Source organism: Sediminicola luteus, from assembly GCF_040566555.1.
Taxonomy (GTDB): Bacteria; Bacteroidota; Bacteroidia; order Flavobacteriales; family Flavobacteriaceae; genus Sediminicola.
In genome coordinates this window covers 782,962-804,051 of sequence record NZ_JBEWYP010000001.1, presented here as the reverse complement: position 1 = coordinate 804,051, position 21,090 = coordinate 782,962, and the positions used below count along the sequence as shown (strand labels likewise).

Genomic DNA, 21,090 nt, shown 5'->3' with positions numbered 1-21,090 from the left:
TACTTTTTAGTAGTGGAATATTTGTCAAATTAATAAATAGGCACTTTTAATATGCTAGATCCCTTAAAAATAGGGGGATAGGGTAGAAATATACTTTATTTATAATTCCTTATTTTGAATAATAGGGGGTGAAGTACAATTAATTACAAAAAATAACAATAGACCCCCTATTAAAACAGGGGGTCTATTAAATACTATTATTAAATATGGTGATTAATTGCGTAAGATGCTCCTCGAAATAACAATTTTTTGAATTTCCGAAGTCCCTTCATAAATCTGGGTAATTTTGGCGTCGCGCATAAGTCTTTCAACATGGTATTCCTTTACAAAGCCGTTTCCACCATGTACCTGTACAGCTTCAACAGTGGTTTCCATTGCCACCTGTGAGGCATAAAGTTTTGCCATGGCGCCCGAGAGATCATAGTCATTGCCGTTGTCCTTGTCCCAAGCGGCCTTGTATACCATATGACGGGCTGCTGCAATCTGTGTATGCATATCCGCCAATTTAAAAGCAATGGCCTGATGGTTCATAATTTCTGTTCCAAAAGCTTTTCTTTCTTTTGAATATTTTTTCGCCATTTCGTACGCTCCAGCTGCAATACCCAAAGCTTGGGCTGCTATTCCTATTCGTCCTCCTGCTAAGGTTTTCATGGCAAATTTGAAACCAAACCCGTCAGCACCTATTCTGTTCTCTTTTGGAACCTTAACATCATTGAACATTATGGAATGCGTATCACTACCTCTAATTCCCAATTTGTTTTCTTTGGGACCAATTTCAAAACCTGGCACGCCCTTCTCAACGATTAGGGCATTGATGCCTTTGTAGCCTTTTTCGACATTTGTTTGGGCAATGACCAAATAAACTTCTGCAGAATTACCGTTGGTAATCCAGTTTTTTGTGCCATTTAAGATATAATGGTCGCCCTTGTCAATGGCCGTAGTTTTTTGTGAAGTAGCATCACTTCCAGCTTCAGGTTCAGATAAGCAAAAAGCACCTATAATTTCTCCTGATGTCAGTCTGGGAAGATATTTTTCTTTTTGGGCTTCGCTTCCAAATGTTTCCAATCCCCAACAAACCAAGGAATTATTTACGGAAACTATAACGGAGGCAGAAGCGTCTACTTTGGATAATTCTTCTACGGCAATGGCATAGGACAAGGTGTCCAATCCGCTACCGCCATATTTTGGATTTACCATCATGCCCATAAAACCCAATTCTCCCATTTTTTTAACCTCTTCTGTAGGGAATCTTTGAGCCTCATCCCTTTCAATTACACCTGGGAGTAGTTCGTTTTGAGCAAAATCCCTAGCTGCTTGTTGGATCATTCGTTGCTCTTCTGATAATGTAAAGTCCATAAATTTGCGATATGATTAAAAATGTGGCTCAAATATACAGCTATGCTGACAAATATTCAATTAAGTTTAGTGCATTATATCGGAATTTTCGCATCTGGAAGTAAATAATCTGCATGAAAATTATTTTTCATTAGCAAAGGTTAAAAAACGTAAAACCAATTCAATATTTTTATATTTGTTGCGGTATGAATAGATCAATTGATTTAAACAGGTAATTTATGAGACAGCATTAGCTCCTTTGGGAGCAGATAACTTAATGATTTTGAAGAGAGTATGAGAGACAATGTTAGTTTACATAAATTTAATTGATCAATTATAATGAAAGAATTACTTAGTATATACGAAAATAAAGCCCCCGAAATTGTTTTTAATTGGAAGGATCCAGAGACTGAAGCTGAGGGCTGGACAGTTATTAATTCCCTAAGGGGAGGTGCTGCAGGTGGTGGAACAAGAATGCGTGAAGGATTGGACATGAATGAAGTGCTCTCCTTGGCAAAGACCATGGAAGTGAAGTTCACTGTTTCTGGGCCGGCAATAGGTGGTGCAAAATCTGGTATTAACTTTAACCCAAGCGATCCTAGAAAAAAAGGGGTTTTGGAAAGATGGTACCGGGCAGTTTCCCCATTATTGAAAAGTTATTACGGGACTGGTGGGGATTTAAATGTGGATGAAATTCATGAGGTGATTCCAATTACTGAAGATTCAGGTGTTTGGCACCCTCAGGAAGGTGTATTTAACGGTCATTTCAAACCAACGGAAGCCGATAAGATCAATAGAATTGGTCAATTGCGATTGGGAGTGATCAAAGTTTTGGAAAGTGGAAAGTATTCTCCTTCCACAGCTAGGAAATATACCGTAGCAGATATGATCACCGGTTATGGGGTCGCGGAAGCTGTAAGACATTATTACGATATTTTCGGAGGAACCGTGAAAGGGAAAAGGGCTGTTGTCCAAGGCTTCGGAAACGTAGGTGCCGCAGCGGCTTTTTATTTTGCCCAAATGGGTGCAAAAGTTGTAGGTATTATAGATCGGGATGGAGGTGTCATTAATGAGGACGGATTTTCATTTGAAGAAATAAAATCATTTTATCTCGATAAGAAAGGGAACACCCTGGTTGCTGATGGGATGATGTCTTTTGAGGAGATCAATAGTAAGATTTGGAGCATTCAGACCGAAATATTTGCACCATGTGCCGCATCGCGATTAATTACCAAGGATCAAATTGGGAAAATGATCGAATCTGGTCTTGAGGTAATTAGCTGTGGGGCCAATGTTCCATTTGCCGATAAAGAAATATTCTTTGGACCTATCATGGAATACACGGACGAAAAGGTAAGTTTGATTCCTGACTTTATTTCCAATTGTGGAATGGCAAGAGTGTTTGCCTATTTTATGGAACGTAGGGTGCCGATGGATGATGAATTAATATTTCAGGACACTTCCGAAACAATTCGTAAAGCTATTTTGAATATATTTAAACAAAATGCCTCTAAAGTAAATTTAAGTAAAACAGCTTTTGAGATTGCATTGAAACAATTAGTATAAATTAAACCAACCGAAAATGGAGACCATTATCATTATTGTATTTATTGTGGGTTATTTGGCGATAACCTTAGAGCATAACCTTAAAATAGATAAGCTGATTCCAGCTTTGGCCATGATGGCATTGCTTTGGGCCATAATTGCCTTGACGCATATGCCAGTATTTGAGGTGAATGCTGAATTAAGGGAGTTGGAGCCTACTCACATTGATGAGATTTTATTGCATCATTTGGGTAAAACAGCAGAAATTTTGGTGTTTCTGTTGGGCGCTATGACCATTGTAGAGATCATAGATTACTTTGATGGTTTTGCAACGATAAAAGGATTTATTAAAACAAGGAGCAAGAAAAAACTCTTATGGTTATTTTCCATCCTTGCCTTTATACTTTCTGCGATAATTGATAACCTAACAGCTACTATTGTATTGATCACGATTTTACAAAAAGTAATCAAGGACAGGGAAACCAGATTGTGGTTTGCCGGGATGGTGATAATCGCTGCGAATGCCGGTGGGGCATGGTCTCCTATCGGAGATGTTACCACTACAATGTTGTGGATTGCGAATAAGGTTTCCGCCCTACAGTTGGTAGAACACGTTTTGTTGCCCTCTATTGTATGTATGGTCGTTCCAACACTCATTGCCAGTAGGTTTAAAGCCTTTCAAGGCAATATAGATGGGGAGTTTGAAAAAGAGGCTCCAAAATCTAAATTCGGATCTACCATGCTGTACCTGGGATTGGGAGCTATCGTTTTTGTTCCTTTCTTTAAGACTATCACCCATCTTCCTCCTTACGTAGGAATGATGTTGTCCTTGGCCGTTGTAGCTACCTTCGCTGAAATTTACAGTAGTACCAAATTCAGTCTTTCCAATGTTGATGGGGAGAGTGATGCGGCAGCACACCATAGTCCTGTACATTCTTCCTTGTCGAAAATTGAATTACCAAGTATCTTATTCTTCTTGGGGATATTATTGGCGGTAGCCGCACTGGAATCTTTGGGGATGTTGTTCCACTTTGCTGAAGGATTAAATACTGCCATACCTAATACAGACATTGTAGTTGTTTTATTGGGTGTTGGATCTGCGATTATAGACAACGTGCCGTTGGTAGCTGCCAGTATTGGTATGTTCTCAGAGAGTATGGATAGCCCATTGTGGCACTTTATTGCATATTCTGCTGGAACTGGGGGTAGTATGCTTATTATTGGGTCCGCAGCCGGGGTAGTAGCCATGGGGATGGAGAAGATAGATTTCTTCTGGTACTTCAAGAAAATAGCATGGTTGGCGCTGGTTGGATTCTTGGCTGGAGCCGTATCATTTGTTTTGTTGAGAGATTTAATATTAAACGCATAATTTAAATGACAAATAACCGTTATAACGGCAACACTAATTAAGAGAACCTATGTTATTATTTCAAGATCTTGTCCAAGATCCAGCTGTTGACGCAGTTGTGTCGGAGGAAAAAACGCTTTCCGTAATCGATTTGATCGTCAATGGAGGCACCGGAAGTATTCTTATCATTTCCGTATTGTTTGTCATGTTATTCGTGGCGTTGTACATTTATTTTGAGCGAATTTTTGCCATAAAGGCGGCCTCTCAGATCGATAGTAATTTCATGAACCAGATTAGGGACCACGTGTCCAATGGAAAGTTGGAGGCAGCAAAATTGCTATGCGCCCAGACAGATTCACCTGTGGCAAGATTAACGGCAAAAGGAATCTCCAGAATCGGGAAACCACTGGACGATATCAATACAGCTATTGAAAATGCTGGCACCTTGGAGGTTTACAAATTGGAAAGAAACGTGAGCGTTTTGGCAACCGTTGCCGGTGCTGCACCAATGATTGGTTTCTTGGGAACGGTAATTGGAATGATTCTTGCCTTTCATCAAATGGCCAGTAGTGGAGGTCAGGCGGAAATGGGATCCTTGGCTTCAGGGATCTATACTGCGATGACAACTACTGTTGCAGGTCTGATTGTGGGTATTATTGCGTACATAGGGTATAACCATTTGGTCAACAGAACAGATAAGGTGGTCCATAAGATGGAAGCCAACGCTGTTGATTTCCTTGATCTGCTGAACGAACCCCTTTAATCCGTAGCTATGAAACTAAAAGGAAGAAACAAAGTCAGTCCAGATTTCAGTATGTCCTCTATGACGGACATCGTGTTTCTATTGCTGATTTTCTTCATGCTCACAGCTAATTCTCCCAATGCCCTAGATCTACTTTTGCCCAAGGCAAAAGGCAAATCTACCAACACTCAGAATGTATCGGTAAGTATTACTAAAGATTTAGAGTATTATGTGGACAAGCAAAAGATTAATGGTGCATATGTTGAAATTGAATTAAAAAAGGCATTAGAAGGACAAGAGAAGCCCACAATTATTCTTAGGGCAGAAGAAAGTGTTGCTATAAAAGAGGCGGTTAATGTAATGGAAATCGCTAATAGAAACAATTATAAGGTCATCTTGGCCGTGCGACCCAATTAAAATGTCATTATTAGATACAAAACATAAGAAGAAGTCTTTTACACTTACAACCGTGTTGTTAAGTGTGCTTCTTCTTTTGCTTTTTTACATAGGTCTTACCTATATGGATCCGCCCATAGAAAATGGAATTTCTGTCAATTTCGGGACCATGGAGTTTGGTTCTGGAAACGTACAACCAAAGGAACTTATTAAAACAGCACCTAAACAAGAAGTACAGCCAGAACAAAAAGTAGAGGCCACAGTAACAGAGACCCCAAAAGAGAAAATGGAGGAGGTCTTAACTAGTGAAGATGTGGACGCTCCGGTTATCCCTCCCAAAAAAAAGGAGGTAAAAAATACACCCAAGGTAGATCCTAAACCTAAAGAAGAGGTTCAGAAACCAGTGGAAACACCCAAGCCATCCAAATCTACCACAGATGCGCTATCCAGTATAATCAATGGTCCAAAGAATGATGGAACTGCAACTGGCAGTGAAGGCAATGATAATAGGGCAGGGGATAAAGGACAACCAGATGGGGATCCTTATGCCACTAGCTACTATGGCAGCGCAGGTTCTGGTTCTGGAACCGGAGGATATGGATTAAATGGAAGATCCTTGGTGAGCCAGGGTAAGGTGCAACAGGAATGTAACGAAGAAGGAAGGGTCGTTGTTAAGATTGTGGTGGATAGAAACGGGAAGGTGGTAAGTGCCACCCCTGGTGTAAAAGGCACAACAAATAACAGTCCATGTCTTTTGGAACCTGCAAAAAGAACAGCCTTTATGCACAAATGGAACCTCGATTCCAATGCTCCCAGCCAACAAGTAGGGTTTGTTGTTGTCAATTTTAAATTGGGAGAGTAATTCATGAGGTATCAAGAAACCTTGGATTGGATGTTTGCACAACTTCCAATGTACCAGCAAAAGGGGAAGTCTGCCTTTAATGGAAAGCTGGACAATATTATCAAACTAGTAGATCATTTAAATCACCCCGAGAAAACATTTAAGACCATTCATGTTGCCGGCACCAATGGTAAAGGGTCCAGTAGCCATATGTTGGCCTCTGTACTTCAGGAGGCAGGATATAAAGTAGGTCTTTATACCTCACCCCATTTGAAGGACTTTAGAGAGCGTATCAAAATCAACGGGGTTCATGTAAGTGAAGATTATGTAATAGATTTTATTGATAAGAACAAAGCATTTCTTACCGAAAACAAACTTTCCTTTTTTGAAATGACCGTAGGCATGGCCTTCGACTACTTTGCTCTGGAGCAAGTGGATATAGCCATAATAGAAGTGGGCTTAGGTGGAAGGCTCGACTCAACAAATATTATAATACCGGAAGTTTCCTTGATCACCAATATTGGGTTGGACCATATGGATATGTTGGGGACCACCTTACCTCAGATTGCCTCGGAGAAGGCCGGAGTCATAAAACCTAATGTACCAGTAGTAATCAGTGAATATCAAGAAGAAGTGGCTTCCGTATTCTTGGAAGCAGCTCAGGCTCGCGATGCGGTAATCATATTTGCCGAAAATGAGATTTTGCCCGATTATAAGACCTCCTTGCTGGGGAACTATCAAAGGATGAACGTAAAGGGGGTGTTGGCTGCCTTGAAACAACTAAAGGGGTACGATGTGAAAGAAGATCATATTAAAGCCGGACTTTTAAATGTTGTTGAAAATACAGGCTTGTTGGGTAGATGGCAGATATTGGGTGAAAATCCGTTAACTGTGTGTGATACGGCCCATAATAGTGAAGGACTTGCCGTAGTATTGCGGCAAATTAACCAACAAAAATATAAAACCCTACATTTTGTCCTGGGGTTTGTAAAAGAGAAAAATCTAGAAGCAATTTTACCGCTTTTTCCCGCGGAAGCAAGGTATTATTTTTGTTCCCCACAAATAGTGAGAAGGCTGGACGAAAAGATCCTGCAGGAAAAAGCTGCAGAATATGGTTTGATTGGTGAGGTGTATGATTCTGTAAATGAAGCACTTATTTCTGCCAAAAATGAAGCCGAAAATTCTGATTTCATTTACGTAGGAGGCAGTAATTTTGTGGTTGCTGAAGTAGTTTAATTTTTTTTCATTTTTTCTTTTGGGGAATCAAAAACTATACTATATTTGCACTCGCTTCGAGAAATAAGAAGCGAAGAATTAATTGAAAAATTGATTTACAAGTACGGGCTCTTAGCTCAGCTGGTTCAGAGCACCTGCCTTACAAGCAGGGGGTCACTGGTTCGAACCCAGTAGGGCCCACAAAAAAAATCCTGTTCACTTTGTGAACGGGATTTTTTCGTTTATAACATCTCCAAAGATTCTTTCAAGCATTTGGTGCCTAGCGTAGGCTTCTCCCATGATGTAATTTTCAATTAAAATTATGTTGATCCCAATTTTATCTTGAAACCCAAGAATCCTCTGTTCTTAATACTTGTTCCAATAATACGCTTCAAAAAAAGTCCTAACTTTTTCTTGTCATTTTCTCAAATGACAAACCATTCAATTCTAAGTCATGCAATCCCCTATTAAGGTCTAGGGGAAATAGCTTCGTGATTACTTATGTAGCCAAGAATGGCAAATCATGCTATGCCCCCCCCCTAGATCGTTAAACTATTCACAACAACCGTATTCGCGTCAATGATGTAATGAATAGAGCCAAACAAAGGCCCAAATAAATTGGAACTTTAGTTAAAACAAAAAAAAGCGCTATGAAATTGAAAGAAAAAGTAATAACTACAATTAACCCGACTACGGGAAAAGAAATTTCAAATCACGAATACATTTCTAATGAGGAAGTGGAAAAGACAGTAAAAAGATGTCATGACGCCTTTACTAAATGGAAACATTTTTCTCTTGAAGAAAGGGCAGATAAAATTAAAGCCGTTGGGAAGAGTCTCCAAGAGCACAAAACGGAAATAGCTGAACTTATGACCAAGGAAATGGGAAAGCTATTATCTCAAAGCGAACATGAGGTAGATCTTTGTACTGCCATTTGTGATTATACAGCCAAACACGGTCCGGAAGAACTCAAAAACGAAAAACGAACTTTGCCAGATGGGGACAAGGGAATAGTAAGCTATTCGCCAATAGGGGTTATCTATGGTATTCAGCCTTGGAACTATCCTTCCTATCAAGTAGTGAGATATGCCATTGCAAACTTAATGGCAGGGAATGGAATCCTACTGAAGCACGCTTCAAATGTAACCGGAACAGGAAAATTATTGGAACGCGTATTTGCGGCAGCAGGTTTGCCAGAGTATTTATTTAGTACCCTGGTCATTAATCATGAACAATCAGATACAATAATAAAAAATGATTATGTACGGGGTATAACCCTAACAGGGAGCTCTGCGGCAGGTAAGAACATTGGTGAGAAAGCGGGTGCGGAATTAAAGAAAACTGTATTGGAGCTCGGGAGCAATGATGCTTATATTGTTTTAGAAGATGCAGATCTGGAGTTGGCAGTAGAGATGTGTGTAAAAGGCCGTATTTACAATAATGGGGAAACCTGTATCGCCGCCAAAAGATTTATTGTGGTAGATAAGGTGTATGATAAATTTAATGCATCATTTGTCTCAGCAATGAAAGCCCTAAAAGTGGGGGACCCCATGTCTTCAGAAAATGACCTGGGTCCTATTGCCCGTGAAGATTTACGCAAAACTTTGCACGAACAAGTACAAGAAAGTGTAGATAAGGGAGCTGAAATTCTGTGTGGTGGAAATATTCCGGAGGGAGATGGATTTTTCTATCCGGCAACCATTCTTGCAAATGTAAAACCGGGTCAGCCAGCCTACGATGATGAGCTTTTTGGACCCGTAGCCTCGTTGATCAAAGCCGAGGACGAGAAAGATGCCATGCGCATTGCAAATGACAGTAGATTTGGTCTTGGAGGCGGAATTTTTTCCAAAGACATTGCCAAAGCTACCGAGTTGGCCGAGAAACATTTTGATACGGGAATGATTTTTATCAACACGTTTGGATTAGCATCACCATCGATGCCCTTTGGGGGCGTAAAAAACTCTGGTTTTGGAAGGGAACATGGAGGCTTCGGGATGAAAGAATTTGTTAATGTAAAAGGGATTACTATAGGTGGTTAATATTTCAATAACATTTTTAGTATAATGGTCATCAACAAAAAAACCTGCTCATTTTAATGAACAGGTTTTTTTTGATTTACCACTTCTTAATAGAAGCTTGTTTTTATGTTTATCTTAAACGATGCCGTAGGTTTCCAATAAGATCTTGTTGGTCTCTTCGATATTTTTAAAAACGCTAAAGTCACGACCTTGTGTTCTCTGAGCTCCCAAGGCATTTGCATATTTGGCCGCCCTAATGTAATTGGTCTTATCCTGTAGTAGGCCATATCCGAGTCCGCCCGCAAAAGAATCACCACAGCCTGTAGTGTCCACTACATGGCTCACCTTCACAGATGGCACCATTTCATGATGCACCTTGTTGTCTTTTTTAAAGAAAACAGCTCCCCCTTTGGCATCCAAGGTCACGATTAAAGACTTTATACCTTTGTTCAATGAATGCTCTGCAAAAGAAGCTAAATGGTCTGTACTTTCATCATTGACATGAATTAGGTTTTCCAATTCGTATTCCTTTTCAAACCAACAGCATTTAGACTCTTCAAGATTCATTTTTAATACGTCGATAAACGGGAGCCATTGATCCATATCTATCCAAAATTTCACAAGTCGATCTCCGGTCATTGTAACCGTATTGGTGGGGCCATGGGCATCAAAAATAATAGTGCCTTTGCTATTATGTTTTATATATTTTAAAGTTTCAAGTGGTACCTCATAATCTGTAATGGGAACACATACAAAAACATCACAGTGCAATAGTGTTTTAAGATCTTCCGGAACAATGGGATTCATAAATCCTGTTTGTTTTTCCAACCTGTTGTTCTGGTCAATAAATTTTAAGCTTATTACATCGCCCTGATCCATATCCGAGGTGATATTCTCTGTATTTATATTGGGATAGGCGGATAGAATTTCTTTTATGGGCCCTTCATCTTTTTTTCTAACATGCGACACCAAATGAACAGTGCCTTCATTTCCTAATAGTTGGGATAGCCCAATGGCAGTATGTGTGGCACAACCGTACTTTTCTATTATCTCTCCTCGGTGGGTTGTAATGTGATCTCTTGGAATTGGGCCAAGAACCGCGATATTATACTTTGCCATGGGTTGGTTTGCTTTGTTGTTCAAATCTTTGTGAACGTTTTCTAAGGTTCATCCTAAAATATACGATTTTTTTGGATTTTCCAATGATTAATTTTTGGTCATGGGCCCAAAGCGCACTTCTTATTTCTTGTTGACCGAATAAAATTGGAAATATACCCCAATTGAATCCAAAGGAGATTTATTTGCCCATACATGTGATTTCATGTTGGCAAGGATTCTTAAGAGTGTTGTTATATAGCAAGTTAGGTAATAGTAAGAAAGCCCGATAACTGAAAAGGTTGTATCAATTTCTGGAAATTTGATATTCTTTTAAACTAGATAGAAGTAGGCAACACTATTTAAAGTTATAGGTCTTATAGTTTTTCTAATCTAAAATAAGTTTTACATTAGCAACCTAAATTAAGGGGTATTAGCTCAGTTGGTTTAGAGCGCTGCCTTGACAGGGCAGAGGTCACTGGTTCGAATCCAGTATGTCCCACATCACTTCTAAAATCCATCCCTTTTTATGGGATGGATTTTTTATTTCCGCACAAGACTTATGATTATAGTGAAGGGCAAATGATTTTTCTTCTAAACGATAGGAACAAAGTTTATCAAAATTTGGACTTGTACTAGTCCTGGTTATTAACCCTAGAATTCCTGCCTAGTCGGTCTAAAAATTTAAATAATTTCCAAAATTCGCTCCAAGGCCATCCCTCTCGATCCTTTAATAAGAATGGTACTTCCTTTAGGGACATTATTTTTTAGGTGCTTGGAAAGATCGTCAAAGGTTCTATATTTTTGTAAAGGGCTTTGTGTTTTAAAAAAATTCTCCCCTATCAGATAAACGGCATCAAATTTTGAAGCTGCTGCCAAATCTGCGATGTCTTGATGCTCTTGGGCTGCTGTTTCACCCAATTCGAACATGTCTCCTATAAAAACCGTTTTATTCTTCCCATCCATCGAGGTGAAGTTTTCCAAAGCAGCTTTCATGCTGGTTGGATTGGCATTATAGGCATCCAAAATAATTTGGTTGTCATTTTTCTGAATAATCTGTGATCGATTATTCTGTGGCTGGTAATTTTCAATCGCCTTCTTAATTTCGGCCAGCGGAATATCAAAATAGCTACCGATTAGAACAGCGACACCACAATTGGTGAAATTGTAATTGCCTATTAAGTTGGATTGTATTTTTGCGCCTCCATACTCAAGGGCTACAAAAGGATTGGCACCTAAGTTCTTAATTTGAATTAATTCAGGATCAGTCTGACTGAAACCTAATTTGTGTGGATATGCCTTTAATTTTTCTCTTTGGATGGGATCATCTCCATTAAAAAATATTGGCTTCCTGTGCTCAATCAAGAATTGGTAAAGTTCGCACTTACCAATAATAACCCCTTCTTCGCTTCCAAAGCCTTCAATATGTGCCTTGCCAAAGTTGGTGATATACCCAAAATCGGGCTCTGCCAAACTAGAAAGAAACTGAATTTCCAGTTTATGGTTAGCCCCCATTTCAATAATTGCCAATTCAGTGTCTTGTTTAATATTTAAAAGGGTTAATGGAACCCCTATGTGATTATTCAAGTTGCCTTTAGTAGCCACTGTTTTGTACTTCGTGGAAAGTACAGCATTAATCAATTCCTTGGTGGTAGTTTTACCATTGCTGCCAGTAAGGGCTATGATCTTTGCAGATGAATAGCTACGGTGGAAATTGGAAAGCTCCTGAAGCGTTTTTAACGTGTCGGTTACTAAAATAGTTTTTCCTGGGGTATGATAGGTAAGATCATCCACTATAGCGTAACGGGCTCCTTTGTTTATAGCATCTTGTGCATATTCATTTCCATTGAAATTATCACCTTTAAGGGCAAAAAAGAGGCAATTCTCCGTTATTTTTCGCGTATCTGTGCTTACGGTAGGGGATTCTAAATATATCTGATGTAATTCCTGTATGGTCATTTAACAAAAGGTGATGTTATAATTAAATATAAAGGCAAGATAAAACCAAAAAGGAAAATCTTACTTTTTTTTAGATATAAATTTATACTAGGTGTATTTATATAATAATCTGCCATGGTAACTCCTATAAGAAAAGAGTACATTGGAAAAACTATATAAGACCTATTTTAAAGAAAATTTTGAACATAAAAAAACACTCCAAAAGGAGTGTTTTTTTACCGAAACCTATTGCTTTTGTACCCTAGTCAAAAGCAAAACCTGTAGAAACCCTAAAGGCGAATGCATAAAGTGCAATAAAGTATGTTGATGCACAGAAAAAAGCCAAAGCCTTAAATGAATGTTTTGCAATTTTGCTTCCTAAATTCCTGAAAGCTTCCGAATAAATCTCTTTGATTAATAATACGTTTTTCATGATTTGGGGATATTTAAATTTTCTAATTTGTTAATGTTAATATTTAGATGAACAGTTGTTAACGTGATGCTCTTTATATAGAAGGGGGATTCTTACATATTATTTTAAATATTCGATGAAATACAAGTATTGGGGGTTGAAATGCTGTATTTTTACAGATAAACGGTTAATATTATCGTTTATGTGTAGGTGTAAATTGTTGAAATTAAGCAAATTAGAGTCGTGTAAATAAGGGTAAAAGAGCCAATACCAGGCGGATAGGAAAGGTGCGGGATAAGAAAAATGCGTAATCTGCCCGGAACAATTCTGTAAGAAAAGGAGGGTGTCCACAAAGTTGCTGAATTAGTAAAGGACATAATTAGCTAAATAGAGTATTCTGGAAGGAGTATCTGTTACGGAAATACCATTAATATTGTTTACAATCAAATGGGAGAGATAGGAGGAGTGGCGGCCTAACTAAGTTGTTGGGTTTGAGAATCAGAGATATAGAAGCTCTCTTATTGATTAGGATGTGTAAAGTATGCGCTCAATGCCCTAAAACAAAAAAACGTCCCTAAGTGGGACGTTTCTACAAAACCCTTTGCTCTTAATCCTACTCAAAAGCAAAACCCGTGGAAATCCTAAAAACCAATGCATATAATGCAATTAAATAACTAGAAGCGAATAAAAGTGTCAATGCCTTAAATGAATGCTTTGTAAACTTACTTCCTAAATTTCTAAAAGCTTCTGAATAAATCTCTTTTACTAATAATACGTTTTTCATGATCTGGGGTATTTAGATTGTTATTTCAATTTTGTTAATGTAAATATGAACGCTTGTTAATGTTTTGGTTCTTATACTATAAAGGCCTTTCCTACAAAATATTGGTACAATTCGATGAAATGCAGCTTTAAGGGGTTGAAATACGCTTTTGTGTAGGTATTTTAACGGATAAAACACCTTAGTCACCGATATTAAGAATTCTAATTATTTGTTTTTTAGCTGTTTATGCAGGTGCTGTATCACTAAATCCTCTATCACTTTTGATTGGGAACTTGAATTATTGGTTGATCAAGGCTTATAAAATTTAGCTCAGTCAAAGTAATGGTATGATCAGTAACGATTTGAGATTAACGATTAAGCAGTCTGATCATCTATGATTGCAATCAAATAGGGTCTAGGTATTCAATTGGCGTATAATGGTGCAGGAATTATCCATTGTTATAGACGGACAACTTGTTTTAGGAGATGTACCATAGATGGGTGCTATACGATTTTGACTGTAATAGAGGTGTCCATCCAAACATTGATAGCGGCTAAGCCAATGGCATTGTTCATTAATTAGAAGATATTAAATGAAGTATGGGGGCTATGTAGCCTAAGGAATGCATTATGTACTTTTAATATGCCATGTGTCTTTTTATAATCGGCTCTTAGGCTACAGGCTGGCCTCTTTGGAGGTGCCTTTTTTTTACCAGGCTCTTTTTTTATATTTTTGATCCAGATTTCAACGCATAAAAAAAGCCCTGCGAACAGGGCTTTTTTATATTTAAGATTTGTTTTAGCTTATTTAGCTTTTTTAGTTCTTACAGTCTTGTTTTTATTTTTCGACTTAGAACCTACTCTGGACATGGCGCATCTGAAACCAATATAGTCAGTGGCCATATATTGAGGCATGTATCTTCGTTGTGCAGGATCTAACCAATAAGCTCTATCTCTCCATGATCCACCTTTGAAGACTCTTACTTCATCGTTGATCAAGGTGTTTCTATCATTTGATTTGTCGTATTTTCCAACCAATTTACCAATAGAGTCTACTTCAATTTTATGATTTGGAGAATTGTACATACTCTTTTTCTTGTTGTCCTCCTCATCATCACTGAATTGGTCATAATATCTCGTTGATCCTGGTTCACCATCCCTGTAACCTCTATTGTCACTGGAAGAGAAATTTGTTCTTAAATAGGTCTCTTGCTCATCAACAGGTACCATTTTTACTTCTCCAGGAAGGTTAACTGCTACGATCTTTCCGTTTGGTAAAGTATCGTAAACTATTTCATCCCTTAGTACATTTACCTTACCATCTTCTCCAATGGCAGATTTCATATAAACGTTTCCTCTATAATAGTTGAAGTCACTTACTTCGTCATCTACAATAGGTCTGTAAACATCGGCAACCCATTCAGAAACGTTACCTGCCATATCATATAGTCCAAAATCATTGGCTTTGTATGATTTTACTTCAGCAGTTATGTCAGCTCCGTCATCGGACCACCCGGCAATTCCGCCATAATCACCTTTTCCTTGTTTAAAGTTGGCCAATTGGTCGCCCCTACCAACTCTTTGTCCATTTCTTGTGTAGTCACCTTCCCATGGATATTTTTTTCTTCCTCTATAGTTGTTGTATTCCCTTTGTCCTATTTGGGCCTGTGCGGCATATTCCCATTCAGTTTCTGTTGGTAGTCTATATTCTGGTAATATAATCCCACTGCTTCTTTTGGCGAATACATTTGTTGAATCCTTTTGTTTTTTGCCCTGAAGGGAATCAATACTGCCATTGTAGACAGATTCTGGTCTCATCAAATAGGCTTCAGTACTAAAAGTACCACTACCTTCACCATCAAGGGCCTTATATTTTGCCTCTTGTGCCAAATAACCTTCGCGTTCCAACATCACCTCGTTAACACGATCTGTTCTCCATTCGGCAAACTGTGTAGCCTGTACCCAATTCACACCTACTACTGGATATTCTGCATATGCAGGATGACGCAGGTAGTTGTTGGTCATTGTTTCGTTGAACCCTAATCTGTTTCTCCACACCAAAGTATCAGGTAAGGCACCTGTGTAAATATGTGCATACTGAGGATTGTCTGGAGGATAAACACTTTTTAGGTAGTCTAAATATTCAAGATACATCACGTTGGTAACCTCTGTCTCGTCCATATAAAAGGACTGAACATGTTGAGAGGTAGCCGTGTTGTTCCAATCGTGCATAACATCATCCTGTACCTTACCCTTGGTAAAAGTTCCACCTTCAACAAAAACAAGACCTGGAGCCGTTTCTTGCTCCTTAAAGTCTGAATTGAACTGGAAACCACCATCTTTGTCATTAATTTTCCAGCCGGTAGCTCTGGACGTATTCTTTGATGAAGAGGAGTTTTTACTACAACTGGTAAAAGTTCCTGCTACCACTATACAAGAGAGTACAACTTTGATAAATTGTTTTTTCATAATTAGGACTTGAGTTCAAAAAAATATAAACTGCTATTAAGTAGTTTGGGATTCGTATTTTGATTTAAATTGATTCGCATTTGGCTATTAGAACGATGATAAGCGCATAATATTTTACACTTTTCCATTTTTTTTCATTAATTCTGGCCATTCATTCACGTATAGTACATGCTTACAAAATCCATAACGGTATAAACCCAAGAATAGTATGGCAGAACTCTATTCTTTTTGGGTACATAGAAGTGCTTATATTTGACCAAGGATAGGAATAAAACTGTTATTTAACGGAGGATATCCGTAGGATCATCGTTTTTTTTAATAAGAACATAAGATATCGTCAAAATGTTCGTTAAGTTGTAATACATCTAATTTATTTTAGTTATTCAAATTAATTGAGCATTTTTGAGAACTGGCTTAATCAAAAGTAGAAAATGAAAAAAATATTGACGCTTACGTTATTCGTATTGGTATGTAAATTATCCGCCCAAGAAAACCGTGTAATCACAACTGCTGTTCCTTTTTTAACTATTGCAGCAGATGCTAGGGCAGCTGGTATGGGAGACATGGGTGTTGCAACTTCTACAGATGCCTTTTCACAGCAATGGAACCCGGCAAAATTTGCTTTTGCGGAACGGAAAATGGGAATAGGCTTGAGCTACACCCCTTATTTGGAAAGTATTATTACAGATATTGCCTTATTAAACGCAGGGTACTATAACAAGCTTAATGACAGAAGTGCCTTTGCTTTAAGCTTGCGCTATTTTACTTTGGGTGAAATAGAATTAAGACAATTTGCCAATGATCCAGGGACCACCGCTAAACCAAATGAATTGGCACTGGATGGTTCATATTCCTTGAAATTGAGTCAGACCTTTTCCATGGCAGTAGGTGGAAGGTTCATTAGTTCCAATTTAAAATTCCAAGACGATGCCGGTGCAGATTCTCAGGCAGCGAGTTCTTTTGCGGTTGATGTGGCCGGATATTATCGGTCCAGGGAAATAGCATACAATAATTTTGACGGTAGATGGAGGGCAGGTTTCAACCTGTCCAATCTTGGAGGTAAAATTGCATATGATGAAGGCGGACAAGGAAACTTCTTACCTACCAATTTAAAGTTCGGTGCCGGTTTTGATTTTATACTGGATCAAGATAATGTTTTGGGAATAACCTCAGAATTCAATAAACTATTGGTGCCAACCCCAAGAGATTTTGATGGCGACGGGGATGTGGATTCGGCTGATAACGAAGAGTATCAAAAAATCGGATTCTTTAGCGGAGTGTTCGAATCTTTTGGTGATGCTCCTGATGGATTTAGTGAAGAATTAAAAGAAGTTACCTGGGCTTTGGGTCTGGAATATAAATACCAAAATGCCTTCATGTTACGTACCGGGTACTTTAATGAGAGCGAAGATAAGGGATCTAGAAAATTCTTTACATTGGGAGCAGGATTCCAATTTAAGGCTACACAGATAGACCTATCGTACCTGTTCTCTTCTTCCAAGGTGCAGAACCCATTGGAGAATACACTTAGATTTTCACTTACCTTTAATTTAGGGGAAGAATTTTTAAACGATTAATAGAACAAAGCTTCCTATTGGTTATAGTATATTTGAAACCATACAATAACCGTTAAAATAATATTCCTTGAGAAAACAGACCATTTCCTTTGAGATGACCGTTTTTGACAACTTCGACGATTTGTCGGTAGAAGATCAAAAACTTATGAAAGCAGCTGTTGCTTCCAGACAAAATGCATATGCACCGTATTCCAACTTTTTAGTGGGTGCCGCCGTACTATTGGAAAATGGTGAAATTGTAATTGGAAATAATCAAGAAAACGCTTCCTATCCTTCCGGCCTGTGTGCCGAAAGGGTAGCGGTATTCTACGCAGGGGCCAAATATCCTGGGGTAACCATCAAGGCAATCGCCATAACGGCAACTTCTGAAAAGTATGTGGTTAAAGAGGCAGCTGCGCCTTGTGGTAATTGCAGACAGGCCATATCTGAATACGAACAAAAGCAAGAAACTCCTATTAAATTGATGTTAATGGGGGAGACCGGTGAAGTTCTTAAATGTAATTCCATTGGGGATATTCTCCCACTGGCTTTTGGGAAGTCGTTTTTAGGTTAATCTCATTAGTAAGCCTTAGGGATTTACAGATAGAGCCCTTATTTCATATTTTTCTGCCTTTTTGTGGTTTCTTGCTAGCTTTTTCTTCAATTTTTTTTCTCTATTGAATTTATGTGTATTTTTGTTTCCTTGTTTGATACATAAGCTTCAATAAATACTGAATTAATGAAAAAAATAACCAAAGAGGTCTACCTTAAGTGGTATGAGGACATGTTGTTCTGGAGAAAATTTGAGGATAAACTAGCCGCAGTCTATATTCAACAGAAAGTAAGAGGCTTTTTGCACTTGTATAATGGGCAAGAGGCAGTTTTAGCAGGCTCTTTGCATGCTATGGACCTATCTAAGGATAAGATGATCACAGCCTATCGTAATCACGTGCAGCCTATCGGAATGGGCGTAGATCCAAGAAGGGTAATGGCAGAGTTGTATGGTAAGGTTACAGGTACCTCCAAGGGAATGGGAGGTTCCATGCATATCTTTTCAAAGGAAAAAGGATTTTACGGAGGTCACGGAATTGTAGGGGGCCAAATTCCTTTGGGAGCTGGTATGGCTTTTGCCGACAAATATTTTAAAAGAGAAGCGGTAACCCTTTGTTATATGGGTGATGGTGCTGTTAGACAAGGATCACTTCACGAAAGTTTCAACTTGGCAATGCTTTGGAAACTTCCAGTTGTTTTTATCTGTGAAAATAATGGTTACGCTATGGGTACCTCTGTGGCCAGAACATCTTTTTCAACTGATATTTGGAAATTGGGCTTAGGCTACGAAATGCCTTGTGGACCAGTGGACGGTATGGATCCGGAAACAGTGGCCAAGGAAGTTAGCAAAGCGGTGGAAAGAGCCAGAAGTGGTGGTGGACCAACATTTTTAGAGATGAAAACATATAGATATAGAGGTCACTCTATGTCAGACGCGCAACATTACAGAACGAAAGATGAGGTTGAGGAATACAAGAAAATAGATCCTATCAATCAAATGCTGGAAATTATCAAGGAAAACAAATATGCTACCGATGATGAGATCAAGAAAATCAACAAGCGCGTAAAGGACTTGGTTACCGAATGTGAGAAATTCGCGGACGAATCAGATTACCCACCAGTACAACAATTGTACGACATGGTATACGAGCAAGAGGATTATCCATTTTTACCACATAAATTATAAGTAGATGGCAGAAGTAATTAATATGCCAAGACTTAGCGATACCATGGAAGAAGGTACGGTAGCTAAGTGGCTTAAAAAAGTAGGTGACAAAATTGAGGAAGGTGATATTTTAGCCGAAATCGAGACTGATAAGGCTACAATGGAGTTCGAATCATTTCACGAGGGTACGTTACTTCATATTGGCATTCAAGAAGGTGATGGAGCTCCTGTTGATTCCCTATTGGCAATTATTGGAGAAGAAGGAGAAGATATTTCTGGACTCTTGAGCGGGGACTCAGCAACTTCAACTGAATCAGAAGAAACAAAAAAAGAAGAAGCGGAAGCGCCATCGGAATCTGATGATGCAACTTCTGAAAGTACCGCTGGAACATCTGAAGTTCCAGAGGGTGTTGAAATAATAAAAATGCCCCGTTTAAGTGATACCATGGAAGAAGGAACTGTTGCTTCCTGGTTGAAACAAGTGGGTGATGAGGTTGAAGAAGGAGATATCCTTGCAGAGATCGAAACAGATAAGGCCACCATGGAATTTGAATCATTCTATTCCGGTACCTTATTGTATATTGGGATAAAAGAGGGTGAATCTTCTCCTGTTGATGCTGTTTTGGCAATTATAGGTCCAAAAGGCACCGATGTAGAAAGCATTTTGAGTGGAGCTTCATCTGGTGGTGCAAAGGCACCCGCAGCGAAAACTGAAAAGAAAGCCGAGGCGAAAGACGAAGAAAAATCTACTCCTGCCTCTGCTCCTGTAGCCGCAAGTGATGGTAAGAGAATCTTTGTTTCTCCTTTAGCGAAAAAAATAGCGGATGAAAAAGGCATCGATCTTTCAACTGTTACCGGAAGTGGCGATCACGGAAGGATAGTGAAGAAGGATATTGAGAACTATCAGCCAACTCAAAAGGCTGCCGCATCAGCACCGGCTCAAACTGCCGCTCCTGCTGAAAAAGCACAAAGTATGACGTTTGCCGCACCTATAGGTGAGGAAAGTAGTGAAGAGGTGAAAAATTCCCAAATGCGAAAAGTAATCGCAAAAAGGTTGGGAGAATCTAAATTTAGCGCCCCTCATTACTATCTCACTATTGAAGTGGACATGGATAATGCCAAAGCTTCAAGAGAACAGATCAATAGCTTGCCAGATACTAAAGTGTCTTTTAATGATATGGTGGTTAAGGCATGTGCCATGGCTCTAAGGAAGCACCCACAAGTAAACACTTCATGGAATGGGGATTCCACCCGTTACAATCACCATATAAGTGTTGGAGTTGCGGTTGCTGTTGAAGATGGACTTGTGGTTCCTGTTTTGAAATTTACGGATCAAATGGGCCTAACTCAAATTGGCGCATCTGTACGTGATTTGGCAGGAAAAGCAAGGAACAAGAAATTGACTCCGGCAGAAATGGAAGGTAGTACGTTTACAGTATCCAATCTTGGGATGTTCGGAATTTTGGAATTTACTTCCATTATCAACCAGCCCAACTCTGCGATATTATCTGTAGGTGCAATCGTTGAAAAGCCGGTGGTTAAAAACGGTCAAATTGTGGTAGGTAATACCATGACGGTTACCTTGGCTTGTGATCATAGAACTGTAGATGGTGCTACTGGAGCACAGTTTATGCAAACACTAAGGGCGTTTTTAGAGAACCCCGTTACCATGCTTGCATAACAACAATAGTTTGAAATTA

At 38.9% G+C, this 21,090-nt stretch carries 17 protein-coding genes and 2 tRNA genes; 13 read left to right on the top strand and 6 right to left on the bottom strand.

Translation table 11 applies throughout. The features are described from left to right. Positions 1–213 precede the first annotated feature (213 nt). Positions 214–1,356: an acyl-CoA dehydrogenase gene (locus ABXZ32_RS03625; RefSeq protein ID WP_354617292.1), complete on the bottom strand. Its 1,143-nt coding sequence runs from the start codon at positions 1,354–1,356 to the stop codon at positions 214–216. Between the two features lie 318 nt (positions 1,357–1,674). Between ABXZ32_RS03625 and ABXZ32_RS03620 the strand changes: the two genes are divergently transcribed. The 8 genes from ABXZ32_RS03620 to ABXZ32_RS03585 all read left to right on the top strand — a co-directional run bounded on the left by ABXZ32_RS03620 (position 1,675) and on the right by ABXZ32_RS03585 (position 9,461). Then, on the top strand, positions 1,675–2,901 hold the full coding sequence (locus ABXZ32_RS03620; protein WP_354617291.1) for a Glu/Leu/Phe/Val dehydrogenase dimerization domain-containing protein: 1,227 nt from the start codon (positions 1,675–1,677) through the stop codon (positions 2,899–2,901). A gap of 16 nt (positions 2,902–2,917) precedes the next feature. Beyond that, complete coding sequence (gene nhaD, locus ABXZ32_RS03615; protein ID WP_354617290.1) at positions 2,918–4,249, top strand: sodium:proton antiporter NhaD; 1,332 nt, start codon at positions 2,918–2,920, stop codon at positions 4,247–4,249. Between the two features lie 49 nt (positions 4,250–4,298). Then, positions 4,299–4,991 carry a MotA/TolQ/ExbB proton channel family protein gene (locus ABXZ32_RS03610; protein ID WP_062055867.1) on the top strand — a complete coding sequence of 231 codons (693 nt, stop codon included), beginning with the start codon at positions 4,299–4,301 and terminating at the stop codon, positions 4,989–4,991. 9 nt (positions 4,992–5,000) lie between these two features. Then, complete coding sequence (locus tag ABXZ32_RS03605; RefSeq protein WP_354617289.1) at positions 5,001–5,387, top strand: ExbD/TolR family protein; 387 nt, start codon at positions 5,001–5,003, stop codon at positions 5,385–5,387. A gap of 1 nt (position 5,388) precedes the next feature. Next, the gene (locus tag ABXZ32_RS03600) at positions 5,389–6,228 is read left to right on the top strand and encodes an energy transducer TonB (protein ID WP_354617288.1); all 840 of its coding nucleotides are present in this window, start codon (positions 5,389–5,391) and stop codon (positions 6,226–6,228) included. 3 nt (positions 6,229–6,231) lie between these two features. Next, on the top strand, positions 6,232–7,443 hold the full coding sequence (locus tag ABXZ32_RS03595) for a bifunctional folylpolyglutamate synthase/dihydrofolate synthase (RefSeq protein WP_354617287.1): 1,212 nt from the start codon (positions 6,232–6,234) through the stop codon (positions 7,441–7,443). A 105-nt stretch (positions 7,444–7,548) separates the two neighbouring features. After that, positions 7,549–7,623: transfer RNA gene (locus ABXZ32_RS03590), tRNA-Val, on the top strand. A 449-nt stretch (positions 7,624–8,072) separates the two neighbouring features. Next, positions 8,073–9,461, top strand: a complete 1,389-nt coding sequence (locus tag ABXZ32_RS03585; RefSeq protein ID WP_354617286.1) for an NAD-dependent succinate-semialdehyde dehydrogenase — start codon at positions 8,073–8,075, stop codon at positions 9,459–9,461. Positions 9,462–9,575: 114 nt separating this feature from the next. Here the strand turns inward: ABXZ32_RS03585 and ABXZ32_RS03580 are convergent, their stop codons facing one another. After that, complete coding sequence (locus tag ABXZ32_RS03580; RefSeq protein WP_354617285.1) at positions 9,576–10,559, bottom strand: carbohydrate kinase family protein; 984 nt, start codon at positions 10,557–10,559, stop codon at positions 9,576–9,578. Between the two features lie 403 nt (positions 10,560–10,962). Here ABXZ32_RS03580 and ABXZ32_RS03575 point away from each other — a divergent pair. After that, positions 10,963–11,037 (top strand) — tRNA-Val (locus ABXZ32_RS03575). 182 nt (positions 11,038–11,219) lie between these two features. On the opposite strand, the gene ABXZ32_RS03570 is transcribed toward ABXZ32_RS03575, so the two are convergent. From ABXZ32_RS03570 to gldJ, 4 genes are all read right to left on the bottom strand, one after another. Beyond that, on the bottom strand, positions 11,220–12,494 hold the full coding sequence (locus ABXZ32_RS03570) for a UDP-N-acetylmuramoyl-tripeptide--D-alanyl-D-alanine ligase (protein ID WP_354617284.1): 1,275 nt from the start codon (positions 12,492–12,494) through the stop codon (positions 11,220–11,222). Positions 12,495–12,735: 241 nt separating this feature from the next. Next, positions 12,736–12,906 carry a DUF6747 family protein gene (locus ABXZ32_RS03565; protein WP_354617283.1) on the bottom strand — a complete coding sequence of 57 codons (171 nt, stop codon included), beginning with the start codon at positions 12,904–12,906 and terminating at the stop codon, positions 12,736–12,738. A gap of 592 nt (positions 12,907–13,498) precedes the next feature. Beyond that, complete coding sequence (locus ABXZ32_RS03560) at positions 13,499–13,669, bottom strand: DUF6747 family protein (protein WP_354617282.1); 171 nt, start codon at positions 13,667–13,669, stop codon at positions 13,499–13,501. 783 nt (positions 13,670–14,452) lie between these two features. Further along, positions 14,453–16,117 carry a gliding motility lipoprotein GldJ gene (gene gldJ / locus ABXZ32_RS03555; protein WP_354617281.1) on the bottom strand — a complete coding sequence of 555 codons (1,665 nt, stop codon included), beginning with the start codon at positions 16,115–16,117 and terminating at the stop codon, positions 14,453–14,455. A gap of 431 nt (positions 16,118–16,548) precedes the next feature. Here gldJ and porV point away from each other — a divergent pair, with 431 nt between their 5' ends. From porV to ABXZ32_RS03535, 4 genes are all read left to right on the top strand, one after another. Then, positions 16,549–17,694: a type IX secretion system outer membrane channel protein PorV gene (gene porV / locus ABXZ32_RS03550; protein WP_354617280.1), complete on the top strand. Its 1,146-nt coding sequence runs from the start codon at positions 16,549–16,551 to the stop codon at positions 17,692–17,694. A gap of 67 nt (positions 17,695–17,761) precedes the next feature. Next, positions 17,762–18,247: a cytidine deaminase gene (cdd, locus tag ABXZ32_RS03545; RefSeq protein WP_354617279.1), complete on the top strand. Its 486-nt coding sequence runs from the start codon at positions 17,762–17,764 to the stop codon at positions 18,245–18,247. A gap of 165 nt (positions 18,248–18,412) precedes the next feature. Next, the gene (gene pdhA / locus ABXZ32_RS03540; protein ID WP_062055849.1) at positions 18,413–19,411 is read left to right on the top strand and encodes a pyruvate dehydrogenase (acetyl-transferring) E1 component subunit alpha; all 999 of its coding nucleotides are present in this window, start codon (positions 18,413–18,415) and stop codon (positions 19,409–19,411) included. A gap of 4 nt (positions 19,412–19,415) precedes the next feature. Further along, complete coding sequence (locus ABXZ32_RS03535) at positions 19,416–21,071, top strand: pyruvate dehydrogenase complex dihydrolipoamide acetyltransferase (protein WP_354617278.1); 1,656 nt, start codon at positions 19,416–19,418, stop codon at positions 21,069–21,071. Positions 21,072–21,090 lie beyond the last annotated feature (19 nt).